Source organism: Tamlana sp. s12 (assembly GCF_016767215.1).
In the GTDB taxonomy this organism is placed as follows: Bacteria; Bacteroidota; Bacteroidia; order Flavobacteriales; family Flavobacteriaceae; genus Pseudotamlana; species Pseudotamlana agarivorans.
In genome coordinates this window covers 1,202,770-1,221,662 of record NZ_CP068547.1, presented here as the reverse complement: position 1 = coordinate 1,221,662, position 18,893 = coordinate 1,202,770, and the positions used below count along the sequence as shown (strand labels likewise).

At 35.5% G+C, this 18,893-nt stretch carries 14 protein-coding genes and 1 tRNA gene; 7 read left to right on the top strand and 8 right to left on the bottom strand.

The features are described 5' to 3' along the window. The first annotated feature begins 29 nt into the window (after positions 1-29). Genes JJL45_RS05095 through JJL45_RS05080 form a run of 4 tightly spaced genes read left to right on the top strand, consistent with a single transcriptional unit; the run spans position 30 to position 8,359 of the window. Positions 30-3,929: a phage tail tape measure protein gene (locus JJL45_RS05095; protein ID WP_068602773.1), complete on the top strand. Its 3,900-nt coding sequence runs from the start codon at positions 30-32 to the stop codon at positions 3,927-3,929. After that, entirely contained in the window at positions 3,929-4,333 is a 405-nt protein-coding gene (locus JJL45_RS05090; protein WP_068602774.1) for a hypothetical protein, read from the top strand. The genes JJL45_RS05095 and JJL45_RS05090 overlap by 1 nt, the downstream gene beginning before the upstream one ends. A gap of 2 nt (positions 4,334-4,335) precedes the next feature. After that, positions 4,336-6,522 carry a hypothetical protein gene (locus JJL45_RS05085; protein ID WP_068602775.1) on the top strand — a complete coding sequence of 729 codons (2,187 nt, stop codon included), beginning with the start codon at positions 4,336-4,338 and terminating at the stop codon, positions 6,520-6,522. Continuing rightward, positions 6,500-8,359, top strand: a complete 1,860-nt coding sequence (locus JJL45_RS05080) for a hypothetical protein (RefSeq protein WP_068602776.1) — start codon at positions 6,500-6,502, stop codon at positions 8,357-8,359. The genes JJL45_RS05085 and JJL45_RS05080 overlap by 23 nt, the downstream gene beginning before the upstream one ends. Here the strand turns inward: JJL45_RS05080 and JJL45_RS05075 are convergent. The 8 genes from JJL45_RS05075 to JJL45_RS05040 form a co-directional block, all read right to left on the bottom strand. Next, positions 8,351-9,475: a site-specific integrase gene (locus tag JJL45_RS05075; protein ID WP_202664340.1), complete on the bottom strand. Its 1,125-nt coding sequence runs from the start codon at positions 9,473-9,475 to the stop codon at positions 8,351-8,353. The genes JJL45_RS05080 and JJL45_RS05075 overlap by 9 nt on opposite strands. A 166-nt stretch (positions 9,476-9,641) precedes the next feature. Beyond that, positions 9,642-9,716, bottom strand: a tRNA-Val gene (locus JJL45_RS05070). Positions 9,717-9,781: 65 nt separating this feature from the next. Beyond that, on the bottom strand, positions 9,782-10,999 hold the full coding sequence (locus JJL45_RS05065) for a bifunctional folylpolyglutamate synthase/dihydrofolate synthase (protein WP_068602778.1): 1,218 nt from the start codon (positions 10,997-10,999) through the stop codon (positions 9,782-9,784). Between the two features lie 3 nt (positions 11,000-11,002). Next, entirely contained in the window at positions 11,003-11,884 is an 882-nt protein-coding gene (locus tag JJL45_RS05060) for an energy transducer TonB (RefSeq protein WP_068602779.1), read from the bottom strand. A 1-nt stretch (position 11,885) separates the two neighbouring features. Further along, the gene (locus JJL45_RS05055; protein ID WP_067147229.1) at positions 11,886-12,278 is read right to left on the bottom strand and encodes an ExbD/TolR family protein; all 393 of its coding nucleotides are present in this window, start codon (positions 12,276-12,278) and stop codon (positions 11,886-11,888) included. A gap of 1 nt (position 12,279) precedes the next feature. Further along, positions 12,280-12,981: a MotA/TolQ/ExbB proton channel family protein gene (locus tag JJL45_RS05050; protein WP_067147227.1), complete on the bottom strand. Its 702-nt coding sequence runs from the start codon at positions 12,979-12,981 to the stop codon at positions 12,280-12,282. A gap of 100 nt (positions 12,982-13,081) precedes the next feature. Then, complete coding sequence (gene nhaD / locus JJL45_RS05045; protein WP_068602780.1) at positions 13,082-14,476, bottom strand: sodium:proton antiporter NhaD; 1,395 nt, start codon at positions 14,474-14,476, stop codon at positions 13,082-13,084. Between the two features lie 488 nt (positions 14,477-14,964). Further along, positions 14,965-16,029 carry an anhydro-N-acetylmuramic acid kinase gene (locus tag JJL45_RS05040; protein WP_202664339.1) on the bottom strand — a complete coding sequence of 355 codons (1,065 nt, stop codon included), beginning with the start codon at positions 16,027-16,029 and terminating at the stop codon, positions 14,965-14,967. Positions 16,030-16,124: 95 nt separating this feature from the next. On the opposite strand from JJL45_RS05040, the gene JJL45_RS05035 reads away from it, so the two are divergent. The 3 genes from JJL45_RS05035 (at position 16,125) to arsS (ending at position 18,853) form a co-directional block, all read left to right on the top strand. Continuing rightward, positions 16,125-17,267 (top strand): acyl-CoA dehydrogenase, encoded by a 1,143-nt coding sequence (locus JJL45_RS05035; protein ID WP_202664338.1) that lies wholly within the window; start codon positions 16,125-16,127, stop codon positions 17,265-17,267. A gap of 129 nt (positions 17,268-17,396) precedes the next feature. Then, complete coding sequence (locus tag JJL45_RS05030) at positions 17,397-17,732, top strand: arsenosugar biosynthesis-associated peroxidase-like protein (protein WP_068602783.1); 336 nt, start codon at positions 17,397-17,399, stop codon at positions 17,730-17,732. Between the two features lie 65 nt (positions 17,733-17,797). Continuing rightward, on the top strand, positions 17,798-18,853 hold the full coding sequence (arsS, locus tag JJL45_RS05025) for an arsenosugar biosynthesis radical SAM (seleno)protein ArsS (protein ID WP_202664337.1): 1,056 nt from the start codon (positions 17,798-17,800) through the stop codon (positions 18,851-18,853). Positions 18,854-18,893 lie beyond the last annotated feature (40 nt).

Genomic DNA, 18,893 nt, shown 5'->3' with positions numbered 1-18,893 from the left:
GCTAATATTGCTTAAATACAAGTTGTACCATGAGTAAAACAATTCTAGATGAAGTAATGAAGCTGTCCATTGTGGTAAATGGTAATGAAGCTCAAAAAGAACTTTTCGAGCTTGAAAAGTCAACTCGTAATTTAACAGCCCAAAACAAACAATATCGCGAAGAGCAAGCTAAATTAGTGGCTCAAGGCAAGAAAAATAGCGAGGAATATAAAAAGCTTACGGCTGCCATTAAAACCAATAACCAAGCCATTACAAGCAATAAAGCTAAAATGACCGAGCTCCAAAAACAAATTGGGGTAACTGGTTTAACTATGTCTCAACTTCAAAGTAAAGCTTCTCAATTACGTTTAGCTTTGCGTAATATGGTTCCTGGAACGGCTGAATACAAAAAACTACAAGCCGAACTACAAGCGGTTTCTGCGCGTATGACCGAACTACGCGGAAGAGCTAATGCCACTAGAATAAGTATAGGTAGTGTAGCCGATGGATTTAATCGTTATGCTGCTATGGGTGCGTCTGTTATTGCTATGGCTACAGGAGTTGTGTTATCATTTCAAAAAATGATAGATTACAATGGCCAACTAGCAGATGCGCAAAGTAACGTGCAAAAAACCACGGGTTTAACACGTGAGGAAGTAGATGAGTTGTCTAAATCTTTCGGAGCCTTAAAAACACGTACAACTAGAATAGAATTATTGCAGTTAGCTGAAGAAGCTGGTCGTTTAGGTATAACTGGTGTACAGAATATTCAAGACTTTGTTGATGTAGCTAACCAAATGAAAGTAGCCTTGGGCGATGACCTAAGCGAAACGGCTATTCGGGAAGTTGGAAAGATGGTGAATGTTTACAAAGTAGGCGAAAAAGAAGGTAAAAACTTTAAAGATTCTATGTTAGCGTTGGGATCTGCAATAAACGAAGTTTCTGCATCTGGAGCCAACCAAGCAGGTTTTTTAGTGGATTATTTAAAACGTCAGGCAGGGATAGCTGCACAAGCAAAATTATCTGCTCAAGATAATATAGCTTATGCTGCTACTTTCGATGAAATTGGACAAAGCGTAGAGGTATCGGCCACAGCCATGAATAAAATATGGATGGACATGTTCCAAAATACCGATGTTTATGCCAATATAGCCGGAGAAACCTTAAAGGATTTTACTCAATTATTAAATACAGATGCTAATGCTGCCATGATTAAGTTTTTAAAAGGGCTTAACGGTAATAATGTAGGTTTAGAGGTTATGTTGCAGCGATTAGACGGTTTAGAGGTTGGCGGGGCTCGTGGAGTACAAGCGCTTTCCGCTTTAGCTAGTAATACGCAGCTTTTAGAACAGCGACAAAAAACATCAAACGAAGCCATAAAAGAAGCGACTTCACTTACTAATGAGTTTAATTTAAAAAATAACAACTTAGCAGGATCGCTTGAAATGGTGCAAAAAAAACTTATCGGTATTTTTTCTTCAAAAAGTATTAACGATGGTTTAAACAATTTTGTTAATTGGTTTGGTAAACTTATAGGAGCTATTGAGGACGTTGATGAAGCTTTTGAAAAGGAGGTTAAAACTACCGACGAACTAAATAGGAGTTACCGACGTGCAGCTAATGAAAGTGAAGCGCTTCTTTCAGAGTATGAGGATTTAACGAAAAAGGGTGTTGAACCAACAACCGAGGCCAAAGAGCGTTTAGAGGAAATTACATTATTACTACGTGATAGGCTGGGCGAAAGTGTTGTGAGTATCAACAATGAAACTAATGCTCTTGATTTAAATACAGCTGCAGTTAAAGAACAAATCCGTTTAAAACGACTTGCGGCTGACGAGGAATCGGCTACTTTGGCTTCGAGGTTAAAAGGAAAACAAGAATCGCAGAAGGAGCTAGAGAGGGAACTTGCTTTACAAGAAAAAGAATTAGAGGTAAGGATTAGGAATGCCGAAAAATCTGAAGGAGCCTTTACTCCTACCGAAAACTTAAGAGGTAGGGCTGCTACTAGAAGACCTGAATTGGTGAGTGGAGGAAGAGTTTCTGAAGCTGTAGAAAAGGAATATGAGCAGTCTCTTAAAGTTTTGGAGATAAGAAAACAATTAACAACGAATCTTGAACAACAAGCATTGTTGCTAGAATCTTTAAAAGATAATGATTTTAGTCAATCGGATGTTGATGCCATATATAAAGATTCTGATAAAACTAGTGGTCCAAAAGAAGGTGACATAAAAATAGAAGGTGGTGTTTCCTTTACATATAAAGGCGGCTCTTGGCAACCAACAATTACTTCAGGGGATTATAAAAAAGTCAAAGAACAGGCTTTAACCGAAGCAGAACAACGTGCAGCCGAATTATTAAAACTACAACGTGCAACGGAAGACGCTAAACTAGCACTCATTCAAGATAGTTTTGAAAGAGAAAAGGAAATAGAGGAAGCCAACCACCGCCGTAAGGTTGAAGATTTAAATGGAGGTAAAATAAGCCAGAAAGATATTAACACAGCAATATCGGGAGGCAAAACCAATGTGGCAAACGATTATATAGCCAAAAACAAAGAGCTTAACGCCCAAATAGAGTATGAAAATGAAATGCACGAAGTACGTAAAGCTACCATTATAGAACGAGGGATTGAAAACAGTATAAAATTACAAGAAGATCAATTTATTCGTGAATCCCAAAAGCGTGAAACTACATACCTAAATGATTTAACAGCCTTAGGTAATAATCAAAGAGCAAAAAAGACCCTTACCGAAGCATATAAGAGAGAGCAATTAGAGGCCGAAAAGGAGCATCTTGAAGAAATCAAAAAAGTATATTCTTCCCAATCTTTTGAAGGAGCAAACCTAGAAATATTATCGGCAGAGCAGCTGCAGTCTATTAGAGACAGATTAAGTGAATTAGGTTTATCACTTGCCGAAATAAATCAATTGCTTGCTGTTATGCGTGGTGAAGGTGGCGAAGATGAAGCTGTAGAGTTTATTGGAGGCCAAACCGATGTTTTAGGATTTACTCCTGAACAATGGATGATTACTTTTGAAAACTTAGATACTACCACTGCAAAACTTAATTCTATAACCATGGGCATTAACGCCATGGCAGAAGCGTGGGGAATGTATAATAGTTTTGTGAGTCAAAGCCAACAAAAAGAATTACAAAATTTTGAGGCGTCTACAGAAAGGAAAAAACAAAAACATGCTAATCTTTTAAGCGCAGGCATGATATCCGAACGTCAATATAACGAGGGTATTGCTGCCATGGATAAAGAATTAGAGAGTAAAAAAGCCGAAATAGCATACAATCAAGCTAAACGAGATAAACAAGCCGCGTTAATGTCTGTTGCTGTAAATACGGCTACTGCAATTATGGGAATTTGGGCTCAAGTAAATAAATCTGATTACGGTATTGCTGCGGGAATTTTAACAGGTATTGTTGGTGCCTTAGGTATCGCTCAGGGAATCGCTATAGCAAAACAACCACTACCAGCCAAAGGTTTTGAAGATGGTTACTATCCAGTGCAAAGAGCTCAAGATGGTAAAATATTCAATGCTAAAAATGGAGGCACAGCATCAACAGGAATAGTAGACGAGCCTACATATTTTTTAGCAGGCGAAGGAGGTAAAAACTTCCCAGAAATGATAATAGATGGCAATACCATGAAAAGTATGAATCCTATGGTTAAAGATGCCATATATGGTGAAATATCAAGGATAAGAGGTTTCGAGAATGGTTATTACCAGAGTCAAACAAGTTCACCCAAATTTGATAATAATGTATCGAATTCAGATTCTAATGGTGTTTTAATGGCAACATTATCACGAACCAATATTTTGTTAGATGCGTTGCTAAACGATGGGGTTACTGCTGTTATGAGTACCGACTTTAGAAATCTAAAAAAATTACAAGACGACCTAAATAAATACAATAAATCTCAATCTAAAACTAGAATATAATGGCTTACAATTTATATACATCAGAGGAGGTGTTTAACAATCCTAATGCTAATGTAATAGGTAATATTATTATGGATGTATTAGAGGCTAAGTACGGGAGCGCAACACTAAATACTACTTTTGGCATTACAGGTACCGTAGCTAGAATAATACAAGGCGCGCCCTTGGTTGAAGTACCTGTATTGGCATACATCACATCAGACGAAAATATTTTTTATCAATTCGCTACAGAGTATTTAAACAATAAAATTAAAGGTCGATCGGTTGTGTTTTCAGACCGTATTCAAATCATTACAAACATCATGAATATTGAAGTATGGCTATCATCTTCTAGCATAACTTTAGTTAATACCAACGGTATTTATAGTCAAGAAGCGTCAGAAATACCATCTAACATTTTATAATCATGGCATATAATATAGTTTTAGCAAATCCGCAAGTCTTTTCTCCAGGAGCTTCTAATATTCCTTCAACAAACGGCTGGGAGTTTAATCCAAATACGCCTTTAGATGTGTATTATAAAATGGGTGAAGCTGTACCTGCCCCAATAAATATTGCAACTAAAATAAAAAACTATATATCTGAGCTTCCCGAAGATTTATACGAGAAGATTGTTATATTCATATCAGCAAATAACAGATCTAGAAATTTCTTTAATGTAACAGGAGATATTATTTCGGCGCTTCCTCTAGCATACGAGTTAACCGAAAATAACCTGAACGTAATAACCACCATTACTTTAAAAAACCTAAGTTTATTTACCGAAGGTGTTTATGAGGATTTCTTTAATTTTGACGTTTATGGTTTAAACGGCCCTTTAGTTGCAGAAGTCTTAATAGAAACTATTACCTATAAAGTTAGGCTTAACGTTTTAAACCCTCAAGTTTTAGAAACTACTTTGCCTAGTTTAAACTTTTCTTTTGTTCGTGGCGGATCTTTACCTCCAGCAAAAAGCTTAGGTATTACATCTTTATCTACTTGGCAAATGGTGTCTTCAAACATTATAACCGCTACAGGATCGGGCGTGAGTAATGTTTCTGTAGGAAATCAAACCATTTTACAGGGTACAGGCAACAATACGTTAAATGTAGTGCCAACGTCGCAACTAAATACTGTTTTTGGAAGCTCTATTAGTACCGAAATGTTGTTTGTAAATAACGATGGTTTTAGCGCTAGCGTAAAGGTTGCCATCACTATATTGGAAAGTAATACCTTTATATTTTCTAAAGACAAACTAAGTTTTTTTGCTATTAAAAACTTAAAAGAAGCTACCCCTTTAAAGTTTTTAGTTAATGGTTTTAGTAGCTTTACTTTAAGCGCTCCTTCTTGGCTGGTGTTATCGGATACATCAGGTAACAGAACAGGCGAAATAACAGCAACACCAATTATAGCATCAAACTTAAGTGAAGGGCTTTTTACTGGAAACATTATTTTAAAAGACAGTAATAATAACGAATACAGTTTACCTGTTAGGTATGAAGTGGCTGGTACTGTTTATAGCTTGTTAGACGATGGAATGATTAATTTCACCGAGGAACCAGATTATTTAAGCGTGCATAATGTATCTGCCGAAAACAACGACAAAACTAGAAATGTAGCTAGTTTAACATTAGAGGTTACAACATTTAACTATGCCACGTTTACCGAGGTTAATTTTAATTACAATTATTTATTACCATTTTTCCAAGATGAAGCTAAACTTCATATAGGTGAAATAATAACACGGTTATTTCGCAAACCAGTGGAATTGTTAGATTTTGGTTTCAATCAAAACTTAACAACTACAACCGCCGTTGCTCCTGTGTATAGACCTGCCCTGGTTAATATAGGAGTAGAAGTAATTAATAAAGATACCAACACGGTACTTTACGAAAAATATATAGAAGGCACTCAATTTGTAGCTGGATTAAAGCCATTAGAATTTACCGATAACAAGTGTATTCTTTCAAAAAATGAAGGATTTAAACGGGTAACACCTAACAGTAAAGAAATTATTTCATTTTTAATTGCCGAAGGTTATTTTGCGGTGCAAACACAAGTAAATAATGATGATGCCGAAACTGTTTTTGGACGTTCTGCTGCAGATGACGATATTTTTAGATACTTTTTTGATTTCTCTAAATACCTTCCAGGTGATGTGGTTAGAATTTATATTAACTGCAACGGGAAAATATTTTCTAAGGGATATAAGGTAATCTCCGAAGGACAGTATTCAAACCATATTGCCTTTGTAAATAGTTTTAACTGTTTAGAATTATTAGAGTGTACAGGCGATATTGTTTTAGAAACCGATTTTAAAAAGGAAAATGTTACCTATTACCGAAATCTTACTAAAGTTATCGAAAATGTAACAAGTTCTAAAACTATGAAATTAACCGTGGTTACTGGGGCAATATTCAGAAAAAACCAAACTATTGTGGATGCTATAATAGATAGTGGAAAAGCTTGGTTAATTAGAAACGGTGAATCAGATATAGAGCTGGTTCCAAAAGCGAAAAAGTTTAATAATTACGATTCAGACGAAGAGTTATACGGTTATGTATTAGAATTTGATATAAATAGAAAAAAAGATGGCGAAGTTTACCTGTTCTAAATTTGAATTAGATTTGGCTAACTATGCCATTTCTACAACCGAAGAAAACTATTGGTTTAGCGATAGATTTCTAACAAAAAAAACCTATCCAATAACCTTAACCGTTACCGACGAATTAAACGACAAATTTGGAGACCTGTTAAGTTATTCAAGCGGAAATCGTGACACTTACGAAGAAGGTTATTTCACCCATTTAGGGGAAATACACGAAGCTGTTTTAGAAGTTGTAGATCGTATTGGGCGTGAAATCTCGGTTGAAATACGTTTTGGATATGAAGAGTTACCAAACGCAAAAACAAAATTAAGAGATCTCCCTTTAGAAAAGATTGATATTGCTACCGAAACGGCTTTTGCTAATATTTATGAGTATGCTGAAAGCATTATAACCCAAACATGGCCAGATGTATCTCATAATTTTGTAATGGTGCATACAAATAAATTTGATTTAGATTCCGATCAATGGGAATTCTTTGAAGGTGTTATAAATAAGTATGTTAATGGGGCTTTTGTTGAAAATGAATATGATGCCGTTAATGACATTCAAATTAACAGAAACATTATGCAGCCCCAACCCTATTTAATGCATATATTAGAGGCTGGGTTTGCTCAATCGGGTCGCGTGTTAAAAGGCGATTTGGTAAATGACGTTAATTTTAAAAAAGCCTTATTATCTGAGATTTCTGAATATTATTCTGTTGTTAATACAGAGAAAACAGAACATCGTATGGTCATGGCTGATTTTTATGAAGAACAATATGCTAAATACACCTGGTATGGAAAATACGAACAAACAATTCCTTTATCGGGATTTGGGCGATATAAATTAGCAGGTAATCTATATTTAAGAAAAACCTATGTTTACGCTTACATTGAAATATATTTAGGTAGTAGCCTAATTTATCGTTTCGGTAAAAATTCAGGAAGTGATGAAGGTACTTATTACAAACAATTAGATTTAAATTTCAACCATTTACAAGGTGCAATAGATTTACGAATTGAGTCTTATAACATGTCCAGATATCGACATGATTTTGATGTTAATGAAGATGACGAAGGGGTTATTTTTGATGTTTCATTAACAAAAATTTCTGAATATGATGCTAATGGTGTATTTCAACCTACTTTAATTGTTCCTACCAAAATAGATTTAGCCGAAACTGTTCCAGATCTTAATTTTGGTGATTTGTTAACTATTATTAAAAATTGGAAAAACTTAGATTTAGATTACTCTATACCTGGAGAGGTATGGCTAAATTATATAAGCAACCAATTAGAGCCGACCGATATTAAAAGTATTGAATCTTATGAGGTTGAGAAACCTCAATTAACATATGCCTCTGGGGATACATATGTTTTGAAATTTACAGATATTACTTCTACAGATTACAAGTATGATTCTTTGTTTATTTCTAGAAACAATGTTTTATTGAATGAATATGTAACCGAAAATGATACTGTTGAAATTCCTATAAACGCTATTCCTTTACCTATAGTAAACAAGGCAGGTATTAATACTGCCGATCATTTTGTGGACGACAAAACCAAGCTTAAACTCATTCTTTTTGATGGAACTAACGGAAATACTGCGCAAGAAATTGAAGCCTTGTTAATTCCTGCTATTTATGAAAATGATTATAGCGAATGGTTGAACATTAGGATTAAAGGGGTGTTATTTAAATGGCGATTTAAAATGATTGAAGAGGACCTACGTTTAATAATAATTAGGAATAAGGTCTTTGCATATCAGAATAAGCATATAATAAAGTCTATAAATAAAGACCTTATTCATAAAGGCATTTGGAGTGTTGAGCTTGAAACTTTAAGTCTGTTACCATAACTTATCTAATAAATTAATTTCGGTATTTCGTTCGGCTTCGGCTAAATGCACATAAACCATAGTGTCTTTTATGTCGCTATGGTTTAAAAGTTGCTGCAATTTAACCACGTTACCACCCAATAGAATAAAATTCGTAGCGAAGGTGTGTCTAGCCACGTGAAAGCTAATATTTTTATTAATGCTTACAAGGGTAGCGATACTTTTTAAGTTATCATTAATATGAGATTCGGAATAAAAGATTTCGAATAATTCTGGGCACCTATTTAATATATCTTTCGTTTTTTCGTTTAAATGAATTACTTGCTGTTTTTTAGTTTTAACATGAGTAAAGGTATAAGTTCCATGTTTTAATAACGGTCGCTTAATATTCAAAACATCGGATATTCTCAAGCCAGTAAAACAACTAAATAAAAAGTAGCCTAGCATTATTTTTAAGTTTTTAGGTATGTATGATGAGCAGAAATACAACCAAAGCGATTTTACTTCATATGAAGTAAGGTATGTACGATTGCCTGTTGTAGGTCCTACAGAAATGTCATCAAGATCAATACCTAGTTTAATTCCCATTTTAGTTGCAATGCGCAAATATTTTTTTAGAACCTTAACATTACCGTTTCTTGTAGCGTGATTATTTCCTATTCCGGCTAAATGATTTCTAAATTTCAGAAAGAAGTAATTGTCTATATCACAAAACAAAATTTCTTTTTTATATGATTTTAGTTTAGTGTAAATAGATCTTTCCTTGGCGTATGTTGCTACAGAGATAGTGTTTTTTCTGTCTTCCAAAACGCGGTTAAAGAATGAAACAAAATTAAGCCGAGGCATTTCGTTTGTGAATTCATCAATAAAACTATCAATAGTTAATGTTTTTGAAGAGAGTTTATATACGGTTCTAATATCTGTTATTTTGGATTTGATATTATCCAAAATTAGGTTAGTATCCGAAACAACATGTTTGGGACCAACCAAACAAGCTTGCTCTTTATCCCACATATTAGGATCAACATATAAATCTAAATGAATACGTTTCCGTTTTCTTTTAGAAGTGACGTGTAAGTAAACAGGAGCTTTACCTGCCTTGTTTACATCTTTTCTCAAATAAAAATTAAAGTTCATTGACACATACTTTTTATGTGTGTCAATTCTTGTGTCAAAAAATCTCTCGGTAGATAACATATCGCTGAATTGTTAGAAATTAAAGAGGAAAGCTTGTGTTTACAAGCTTTCCAAATCTTTAGTCTGCAATATGTTGTTATAAAATAGCAAAGTTTGCTATTCGTTGTGGGCGCGAAGGGATTCGAACCCCTGACCCCTTGGGTGTAAACCAAGTGCTCTGAACCAACTGAGCTACGCGCCCTATCACTTAGGAGCTGCAAATATACACTACTTTTTCACTTTGCAAAAACTTTTTTAAAAAAATTTTCAAATTATTTCTGCAACCACAAAAGTACTCCCTCCAACATAAATAAAGTCGTTAGAATTAGCCTGATTTAAAGCTGAATTATATGCCTCATTTACAGAATTATAAGCCTCCCCCTCTAGTCCGTAAGCGGAAAAAGTAGCTTTTAAGTCAGTCGCAGCTAAACCACGAGGAATATTTGGTTTGCAAAAATAATAAGTGGCATTTTTAGGTAACAAATCGACAATTGACGTCAAATCTTTATCGTTAACCACTCCAAAAACAATATGCAAGTGCTCAAATTCTTCTTTTGAAAGCTGATTCATGACTTCTGTTAGTCCATCTTTGTTATGACCGGTATCACAAACAACCTTAGGATTGGCATTTAAAATTTGCCATCTACCTAAAAGCCCAGTGTTTTTTACCACGTGTAACAAGCCCTGCTTTAATTGTGTTTCGGTTATAGAAAAACCTTGTTCACGAAGTTCTTCTACCGCTTGCATTACGGTTTTAATATTTTTTATTTGATAACTTCCTATCAAATCGGAAGGATAAATAGTTTTAACCTCTTGATCGGCAAAAACAATTTTAGAATGACGTTCTTTAGCTAAACCTTCAAAAACAGGAGCAGTCTCTATTTGAGTTTCACCTATCACAACAGGTACACCTTCTTTAATAATACCTCCTTTTTCAAAAGCAATAGCTTCTAAAGTATCTCCTAAAAACTGGGTGTGATCTAATCCTATATTGGTAATAACGGACAGTTCGGGGGTAATAATATTAGTAGAATCTAGTCGTCCGCCCATCCCTACTTCAATAACAGCGATATCAACCTTTTCTTCTGAAAAATACTCGAATGCCATACCCACGGTCATTTCAAAAAAAGACAAAGTATGTGACTCAAAAAAAGCTTTATGTTTCGCAATAAAATCGACTACAAAGTTTTCAGAAACAGGATGGCCGTTAATTTTAATACGTTCTCTAAAATCCTTTAAATGTGGTGATGTATACAAACCCACCTTATAACCTGCTTCTTGCAAAATTGAAGCAAGCATGTGGCTTGTAGAACCTTTTCCATTAGTTCCAGCTACATGAATAGATTTGAATGTATGATGAGGAAAATTTAAATGCTTTGCAAGCAGCACTGTGTTGGTTAAGTCTTTTCTAAAAGCTGAACCTCCTTGTTTTTGATACATGGGGAGTTGAGAAAACATCCACTCAAGCGTATCGTTATAGCTCATGTATTATTCACTAATTTTAAAGTTGACACTCACAAAACCGACTTGACGTACGGGTGCTTTAGGATCGGCTGGCCACTTATGGGAAAGGGCTATTTTTTTAGCCGGTTCTAACAAACATGGGGCTGTATTGGTAGTTCCTTTTACTCCAGGAGTTGCAAGGATAACATTACCTGCTTGATTCACTTCAATCTTAACGATAACCAAGCCCGATTCATTGCAGTCTTGCTTCAACCTTGTAAAAGAGGCCTTACCTCTACCATTCAATCCGTAACCTACACCACCACTGCCAGAACCTTGTCCACCAAAATAGCTAGAAGCATACGGGTTTCCATCCAATTGACCTTTATCACCAGATCTACTATCATTACCTTCTCCGCCAGTTTCTGAGCCATCAGACTTTTTTACACCACCTATTAGAGCGTCTAACCTTTTCTTTTTTTCGTCTTGCTCACGCTTTTCTTTAGCCTTTTTTTCTGCTTCTGCCTTCGCTTTAGCCTCGGCTTCTGCTTTAGCTTTGGCATCAGCGACCGCCTTTGCTTTAGCTTCAGCTTCCTTTTGCTTTTTTATGGCTATTTCCTCCGAGTTGTCTGCTGTTAAAACCTCCTCTTTAGTCTCAGCAGGTTTTGCTGGCTCTGGCTCAGCTTCTTCAGGAACATCAGGTTGTGGTGGTTCTTCAACCTCTCGAGGTTCTGATTTCACAGGTTTTAATGGCTGTACATCCCCTTTACCAAAATCTGAATTACCAAAATTTACAGCCACACCATATTCCTCTGGCGGGTCCATATATTTCGTACCAACCACAAATAAAAGCAGCAAAATAATGATACTAATTAACGCCGTTAATTTTGCCGAATTTCGTTCGTGTTTGGTTCTTAAGTATTTCATGTTATTTAGGCTGAACAGCTAAAATGACTTTAAATTTATTTCTATTGGCTATATCCATAACCTTTACAACATTTTCAACGGGCACCGATTTTTCTGCTCGTAAAATAATAGTTGGCTTTTCTGCAGAAGATAAAGCTGTAAGCAGCTCATTTTCTAAGACACTTTCGCCAACACGTTTTTGATCGATATAATACGTTAAATCTTTTTTGATGCTTACCGCTATAGATTTTTTATTTTCCGTTTTACCACTGGCCTTAGGTAATAAAATATCAATAGCATTAGTAGTTACTAAAGTAGAAGCAATCATAAAAAAGATAAGTAGTAAAAATACAATATCCGTCATAGACGACATATTGAATTCTGGAGTTACTTTATTTCTTCCTCTAAGATTCATACTAAGTTGGCTCGTTTAAGTGATCTAAAAACTCTAAAGAATGGGCTTCCATTTGATACACCACCTTATCGGTTTTCACTACCAAGTGATTATAAGCCATATAGGCTACAATACCAACAATTAAACCAGCTACTGTAGTAGTCATAGCCGTATATAAACCACTAGCTAAAACATCCATTTGGATACTTCCTCCAGCGTTTGCTAATTCGAAAATCGCTAATATCATCCCAACTACCGTACCTAAGAAACCAATCATAGGTGCCGCTCCAGAAATAGTCGCTAGAACACTAACGTTTTTTTCTAAGCCATAAATTTCTAAACGTCCAGCATTTTCAATAGCTGTGTTTATATCGGCAAGAGGTTTTCCAATTCTAGAAATCCCTTTTCCGATTAATCGAGACACCGGAGAATTAACTTGGTTACATAATTGTTGTGCCGATTCAATTTTACCATGGCTCACATGGTCTTTAATTTGATTCATGAAATTAGCATCTATAGTGGATGCCGCTTTTATAGCAAAAATACGTTCGAAATAAATGTAAATAGCTGCGACAAGCAATAAGAACAAAATGGCGATGATAACCTGTCCTGCTACGCCTCCGCTAGCAATTAATTCAATAATTGAAAGTGTTTTTTCAACCGATTCTCCCTCTGGAATCGCATCAACACCATCTGGTGTTTCTTGTAATAAAATATTCAGCATATACTTGGGGTTTATTGCAACATTATAACGCTGCTTTTTTTGTTAAAGTATAAATCTAAAAAGACTCATCCTTTTTTAATTCGTTTAATAAATTATAAGATTAGAATAAGGTTCTAGTTACCATAAACACAGCAGATCCCACTAAGAAACCGATTAAGGCTAACCAAGAAATCTTTTTTAAATACCAAAAGAAATCGATTTTCTCCATTCCCATAGCAACAACACCTGCTGCCGAACCAATAATTAACATACTACCACCTGTTCCTGCAGAAAAGGCAATAAAGTGCCATAATTCATTATCTGTAGCTTCATGGAACATCCCCAAACTTGCTGCCACTAATGGTACGTTGTCAATAACTGCCGAACCTACACCTAATAAAAGAACAACAAGATCTGAAACACCTTCACCACTGTGAATTTCCGTACCAATCATTGGCATCATTTCTTGTAAACCACCAGCAAATCCAAATAAAATCCCTAAGGATTCTAAAGCTGCAACAGCCATTAAAATTCCTAAGAAGAATAAGATACTTGGTAACTCGATTTTAGATAATGAATGGTGCACAGGACTGTGGTGTGCATGCGCTTCACTTTCAGCATTATCTATATCTGTAATACTAAATTTAGACTTACTATATATTTCAGCAAAAATGGCCACCACTGCTAAAGATAACATCATCCCTACATAAGGCGGTAAATGCGTCACGGTTTTAAAAATAGGCACAAAAACAATCGCTCCTAAACCTAAATACAACATGATGCTGCTTAATCTAGAAGGTTTTGGATTTACACCTTCTTCTGTTTGAAGTTCACCTTTAAATACTGGTAAAAAAGAAGCTATAAAAGTAGGCACTGCCATACACATTAATGAAGGCACAAATAAATACCCTACTAAATGTCCTGTAGTTACTTTGTTACCGATCCAAAGCATGGTTGTTGTAACATCACCAATTGGAGACCATGCCCCACCAGCATTAGCCGCGATAATAATTAAACCGGCATAGTATAAACGTACTTCTTTCTCTTTTACAATTTTTTGCAGAATTGAAATTAGTACAATAGTTGCTGTAAGGTTATCAATAATCGCAGATAAAATAAAAGCTAAGATTGAGAATATCCATAAAATTTTAGTCTTTTTCTTCGTGGTAATAAACCCTTTGATTGTAGAGAAACCATCAAAATAATCGATAATTTCAACAATAGTCATCGCCCCTAAAAGAAACACTAAAATTTCGGCTGTTTTACCTAAATGGTGTAATAAGGTTTCCTCCATAAGGTGTTTTTTCTCCTCTAAAGGAAAACCTCCAAAAGTATCTATTAAAGTATGTGTAGATGAATCAAACCAGTTAGGAAACATATCTAATCCTAAAGCGACTAAGGCCCAACATATGGCCATCATGATCAAAGCAGGGATTAGTTTATCTATCTTTATACTATGTTCCATTGTAATGGCTAAATAGCCCAATACAAATACTAAAATAATTGCTGCTTCCATAAATTCTGTTTGTTAGTTTGTTGTGTGCTATTATAATACGGCAGCACATATTTCCGCTTTTTAATTTTGTTTGTTTATTAATTCGTTCGTTATAAATCAACAAAAAAGGCTTCAATTGTTATTTATATGTCCTTCCTCAAACACACAAACACATGAGCCATTTTTCAATTTAAAAAGATAATATCAAACTCGTGCTATTCATTGTGGTTCAATAAAAATAGCCTCGTTTTTTAACAGAGTGATCAAAAAATCAAAAAAAAAACCTTAATCGTTTCTTTAAATCTAAAGATTTCACCCCTGTTGTTATTATCCAACACCTTCAATAACTTTAAGTCCATCATTTTGGAAAACAGCTTATTTTTAGACACTTATCAGTATTATTGTTTACACTGAATCTAAATAAAAGCTAATTGACCGTCGATTTCATAAAATCATCAACCGAACAAATATAAAAAACAAAACACTTTGACCTTACTTTTTTGGAATTTTTAGGGAAGAAAAATTTTTCCAGAACTATGATTTTTGGAAGCCCCCGTAACACTTTGTAAGCAATTCACTTCATTTCTTAGTTTTAGAACACCAAGAAAACCAAATATAAGCGCCTCTTTAAATTCAACAACTTCTCGAGAAGGAACTATAAATTTGTTATCTGAATAATACTGCAATCTATACAACAGAAAATTATGGTAAGCACCGCCACCAGTAACTAAAACGGAAGCGTCATCTATAATATTAATCTCCGTAGCCACCTGAATTGCGATATGCTCAACAAACGTTCTTAAAATGTATTCAACACGTAACTCATAGGAATCAATAAGTGGAAAAATCACCTCCTTAACCCACTCCATCCCTAAAGACTTAGGGTGTGGTTTTTTAAAATAATCTAATTCATTTAAATCGGATAATAATTGATAATCAACATAGCCTTTTGATGCGATTTTTCCAGCATCATCATATTCCAATCCTAATGGTTTGACATAATGATTTAGTACGACATTCATAGGACAAATATCATAGGCGATACGCTGGTCATCTATAGCTGTAGAAAGATTAACAAAACCTCCTAAATTGAGACAAAAATCATACTCTGGAAATAAAAGATGATCACCAATTGGTACTAATGGCGCTCCTTGTCCACCCAATTCTACATCTTGAACTCTAAAATCACACACCACTTTTTCGTTTAGCTTTTTAGCAATTTCAGGCAGATTACCTATTTGCAAAGTCAACTCCTTTTCAGGCTGATGCAAGGCTGTATGACCATGCGAACAAACGGCATCAATGTCTTGTATATTATGCTTTTGAATGAAGTTTTTAATTACATCAGCAAGGTAGTTGGTGTACACGATATCAATGTCATCTAACTCCTTTTGTGAAAGCGACACCAAATCGCTTAACTGAGTTTTCCAGGCTTCGGTATAGGCAACCGTTTCAACATTAATAATTTGAAATTGCCAGGTCTTATCTAATTTAAATTGCAGCTCAACTAGATCTATTCCGTCAAGTGACGTTCCAGACATGACACCTATAATGTGGTATTGTTTCTTTAGCATATGATGGTAAAAATAGTAAAGCAAATTAAATAATTTATACTAAAAAGCTATATTTGATAAAAAAAACAACTAAATAAACTAAATAATTACGAATTATGAATTTTACACTCTCAGAAGAACACCTCATGATTCGCGATGCTGCTCGCGATTTTGCTCAAAACGAATTACTCCCAGGGGTCATTGAAAGGGACAATAACCAACATTTTCCTGATGCATTAGTCAAAAAAATGGGAGAACTTGGTTTTCTTGGTGTTATGGTAGACCCCAAGTATGGCGGAAGCGGCATGGATGCTATTTCCTATGTTCTCATTATGGAAGAGCTTTCTAAAATAGACGCCTCGGCATCTGTAATTGTTTCGGTAAACAACTCTTTAGTTTGCTATGGCATTGAATGTTATGGCACAGAAGCACAAAAACAAAAATATTTAACCAAACTGGCAACAGGTGAATTTATAGGCGCTTTTTGTTTGAGCGAACCCGAAGCCGGAAGTGATGCCACCTCACAAAAAACAACTGCTATAGACAAAGGCGATCACTACCTAATTAATGGCACAAAAAACTGGATTACAAGTGGCGGTCGTGCCGATGTATATCTAGTAGTGGCACAATCTGATAAAGAAAAAGGCTCACATGGCATCAATGTTTTTCTTGTTGAAAAAGGCACCGAAGGTTTTCATATTGGTCCGAAAGAAGATAAGCTTGGTATCCGCGGAAGCGACACACATACCCTTCAATTTAATGATGTTAAGGTTCCGAAAGAAAACAGAATTGGCCCAAATGGTTCAGGATTCCGATTTGCAATGAAAACACTCTCGGGAGGACGTATTGGCATTGCAGCCCAAGCGCTTGGTATTGCTGCTGGCGCTTATGAACTCGCACTAAAGTATTCGAAGGAACGCAAAACTTTTGGTGTTGAAATTTGCAATCATCAAGCTATAGCCTTTAAGCTTGCCGATATGGCTACCGAAATTGAAGCTGCTAGAAACCTCGTTATGAAAGCAGCTTGGGAAAAAGACCAAGGCATGAATTACGATTTTTCTAGTGCCATGGCCAAGCTCTACGCCTCAAAAGTAGCCATGACGCAAACCGTGGAAGCCGTTCAAATTCATGGCGGCAATGGTTTTGTAAAAGAATATCATGTAGAACGTTTAATGCGTGATGCGAAAATTACTCAGATTTACGAAGGCACTTCAGAAATTCAAAAAATCATCATCTCAAGAAGTATAACGCGTGACTAATACGTATTTCAACTGTTAGCCTATAAATCCGTTGTAACTATTTTCAAAATATTACTACGGATTTTGTTATGTTAAAAGTAACTTATCGACTTAAAATTTTAGATTTACCCCGAGACACAATAAAATATTATGAAGAAATCATATTACGACCCAGCCGATTTAAAAAAATTTGGCAAAATAAGTGAATGGAATGAAACTTTAGGTGAAAAATTTTTCGATTACTATGGAAAAGTTTTCGAAGAAGGCGCGCTTACCGCTCGTGAGAAGGCTTTAATCGCTTTAGCGGTTTCGCACACCGAACAATGCCCATATTGTATTGATGCCTATACCAAAGACAGTTTACAACGTGGTATCACCAAGGAAGAAATGATGGAAGCTGTTCATGTAGGCGCTGCCATTAAAAGCGGAGCCACTTTAGTCCATGGGGTTCAAATGATGAACAAGGTGAATAAATTGGAAATGTAATTTGATTAGAAATTACGTTTATTTCGTTGCCAATTTATAACCTACACTAAAAATTAAACATCTCAATGCCCATACAGTCTTTAAACAAACGAGAAAGCGCCTTAAAGAAAAGTGAAGCACAGCTTAAGATTCTGTCTAACGGAATTTTCCAAAACGGTGAATTACCCACTTTTAAAGCTAAAATTTCGGAAACCCAACAATATCCTCTAAAAGCAAAAAAACTAGAGATTTTACAAATTAACTTAGGCTATATGTGCAACCAAGTTTGCGCACATTGCCATGTTGATGCTGGTCCAGACCGTAAAGAAATCATGACTCGCGACACCATGCAGCAGTGTTTGGATGTTATAAAAAAAACCGGGGCCCATACTTTAGACCTTACCGGTGGTGCGCCAGAAATGAATCCGAATTTTAGATGGTTTGTTGAAGAAGCTGCAAAGGCCGGCATTCAAGATTTTATTGTGCGCTCCAACCTAACCATTATTCGTGCCAATAAAAAATACCACGACCTCCCTGAATTTTTCAAAAAACATCATGTGCACGTGGTAAGTTCGATGCCACATTGGACACGAGGAAAAACGGATAAACAACGTGGTGATGGCGTTTTTGACAAATCTATTCAAGCATTAAAAGACCTCAACGCCATAGGTTATGGCATGCCTGGAAGTGATTTAAAATTAGATTTGGTTTACAACCCATCGGGAGCCTTTTTACCAGGTGACCAGGCTTCGATGGAAAAAGATTTCAAAAAGGCTTTAAAAGAAGATTTTAACATCGATTTTCATCACTTATTTGCTATTACCAATCTTCCTATTTCAAGATTTTTAGATTATCTAATTGCTTCTGAAAACTATGAAGATTATATGTACGCCTTAGTGGAAGCCTACAACCCTACAGCCGTTAAAAGCGTCATGTGTACCAACACGATTTCGGTTAGTTGGGACGGGTTTTTATATGATTGCGACTTTAACCAAATGCTGGAACTTCCAGTAAATAGTCCGGTGAAACATATTTCCGATTATAATGAAAACTTGTTAGAAGGGAGACATATTACGATTTCCCAACATTGTTATGGGTGTACAGCTGGAGCTGGAAGTAGTTGCCAAGGTGTGGTTACTTAAATTTCTATGGAAACGGAAACCAAAATATAAGTCTAGCACA

What these genes read in the sequence shown, in the direction of transcription:
- JJL45_RS05050 (WP_067147227.1), bottom strand. Translation starts at nt 12,981, where the DNA reads ATGCTGAATATTTTATTACAAGAAACACCAGATGGTGTTGATGCGATT.
- JJL45_RS05080 (WP_068602776.1), top strand. Translation starts at nt 6,500, where the DNA reads ATGGCGAAGTTTACCTGTTCTAAATTTGAATTAGATTTGGCTAACTAT.
- JJL45_RS05095 (WP_068602773.1), top strand. Translation starts at nt 30, where the DNA reads ATGAGTAAAACAATTCTAGATGAAGTAATGAAGCTGTCCATTGTGGTA.
- JJL45_RS05075 (WP_202664340.1), bottom strand. Translation starts at nt 9,475, where the DNA reads ATGAACTTTAATTTTTATTTGAGAAAAGATGTAAACAAGGCAGGTAAA.
- JJL45_RS05030 (WP_068602783.1), top strand. Translation starts at nt 17,397, where the DNA reads ATGAAGAAATCATATTACGACCCAGCCGATTTAAAAAAATTTGGCAAA.
- arsS (WP_202664337.1), top strand. Translation starts at nt 17,798, where the DNA reads ATGCCCATACAGTCTTTAAACAAACGAGAAAGCGCCTTAAAGAAAAGT.
- JJL45_RS05040 (WP_202664339.1), bottom strand. Translation starts at nt 16,029, where the DNA reads ATGCTAAAGAAACAATACCACATTATAGGTGTCATGTCTGGAACGTCA.
- nhaD (WP_068602780.1), bottom strand. Translation starts at nt 14,476, where the DNA reads ATGGAAGCAGCAATTATTTTAGTATTTGTATTGGGCTATTTAGCCATT.
- JJL45_RS05090 (WP_068602774.1), top strand. Translation starts at nt 3,929, where the DNA reads ATGGCTTACAATTTATATACATCAGAGGAGGTGTTTAACAATCCTAAT.
- JJL45_RS05055 (WP_067147229.1), bottom strand. Translation starts at nt 12,278, where the DNA reads ATGAATCTTAGAGGAAGAAATAAAGTAACTCCAGAATTCAATATGTCG.
- JJL45_RS05060 (WP_068602779.1), bottom strand. Translation starts at nt 11,884, where the DNA reads ATGAAATACTTAAGAACCAAACACGAACGAAATTCGGCAAAATTAACG.
- JJL45_RS05065 (WP_068602778.1), bottom strand. Translation starts at nt 10,999, where the DNA reads ATGAGCTATAACGATACGCTTGAGTGGATGTTTTCTCAACTCCCCATG.
- JJL45_RS05035 (WP_202664338.1), top strand. Translation starts at nt 16,125, where the DNA reads ATGAATTTTACACTCTCAGAAGAACACCTCATGATTCGCGATGCTGCT.
- JJL45_RS05085 (WP_068602775.1), top strand. Translation starts at nt 4,336, where the DNA reads ATGGCATATAATATAGTTTTAGCAAATCCGCAAGTCTTTTCTCCAGGA.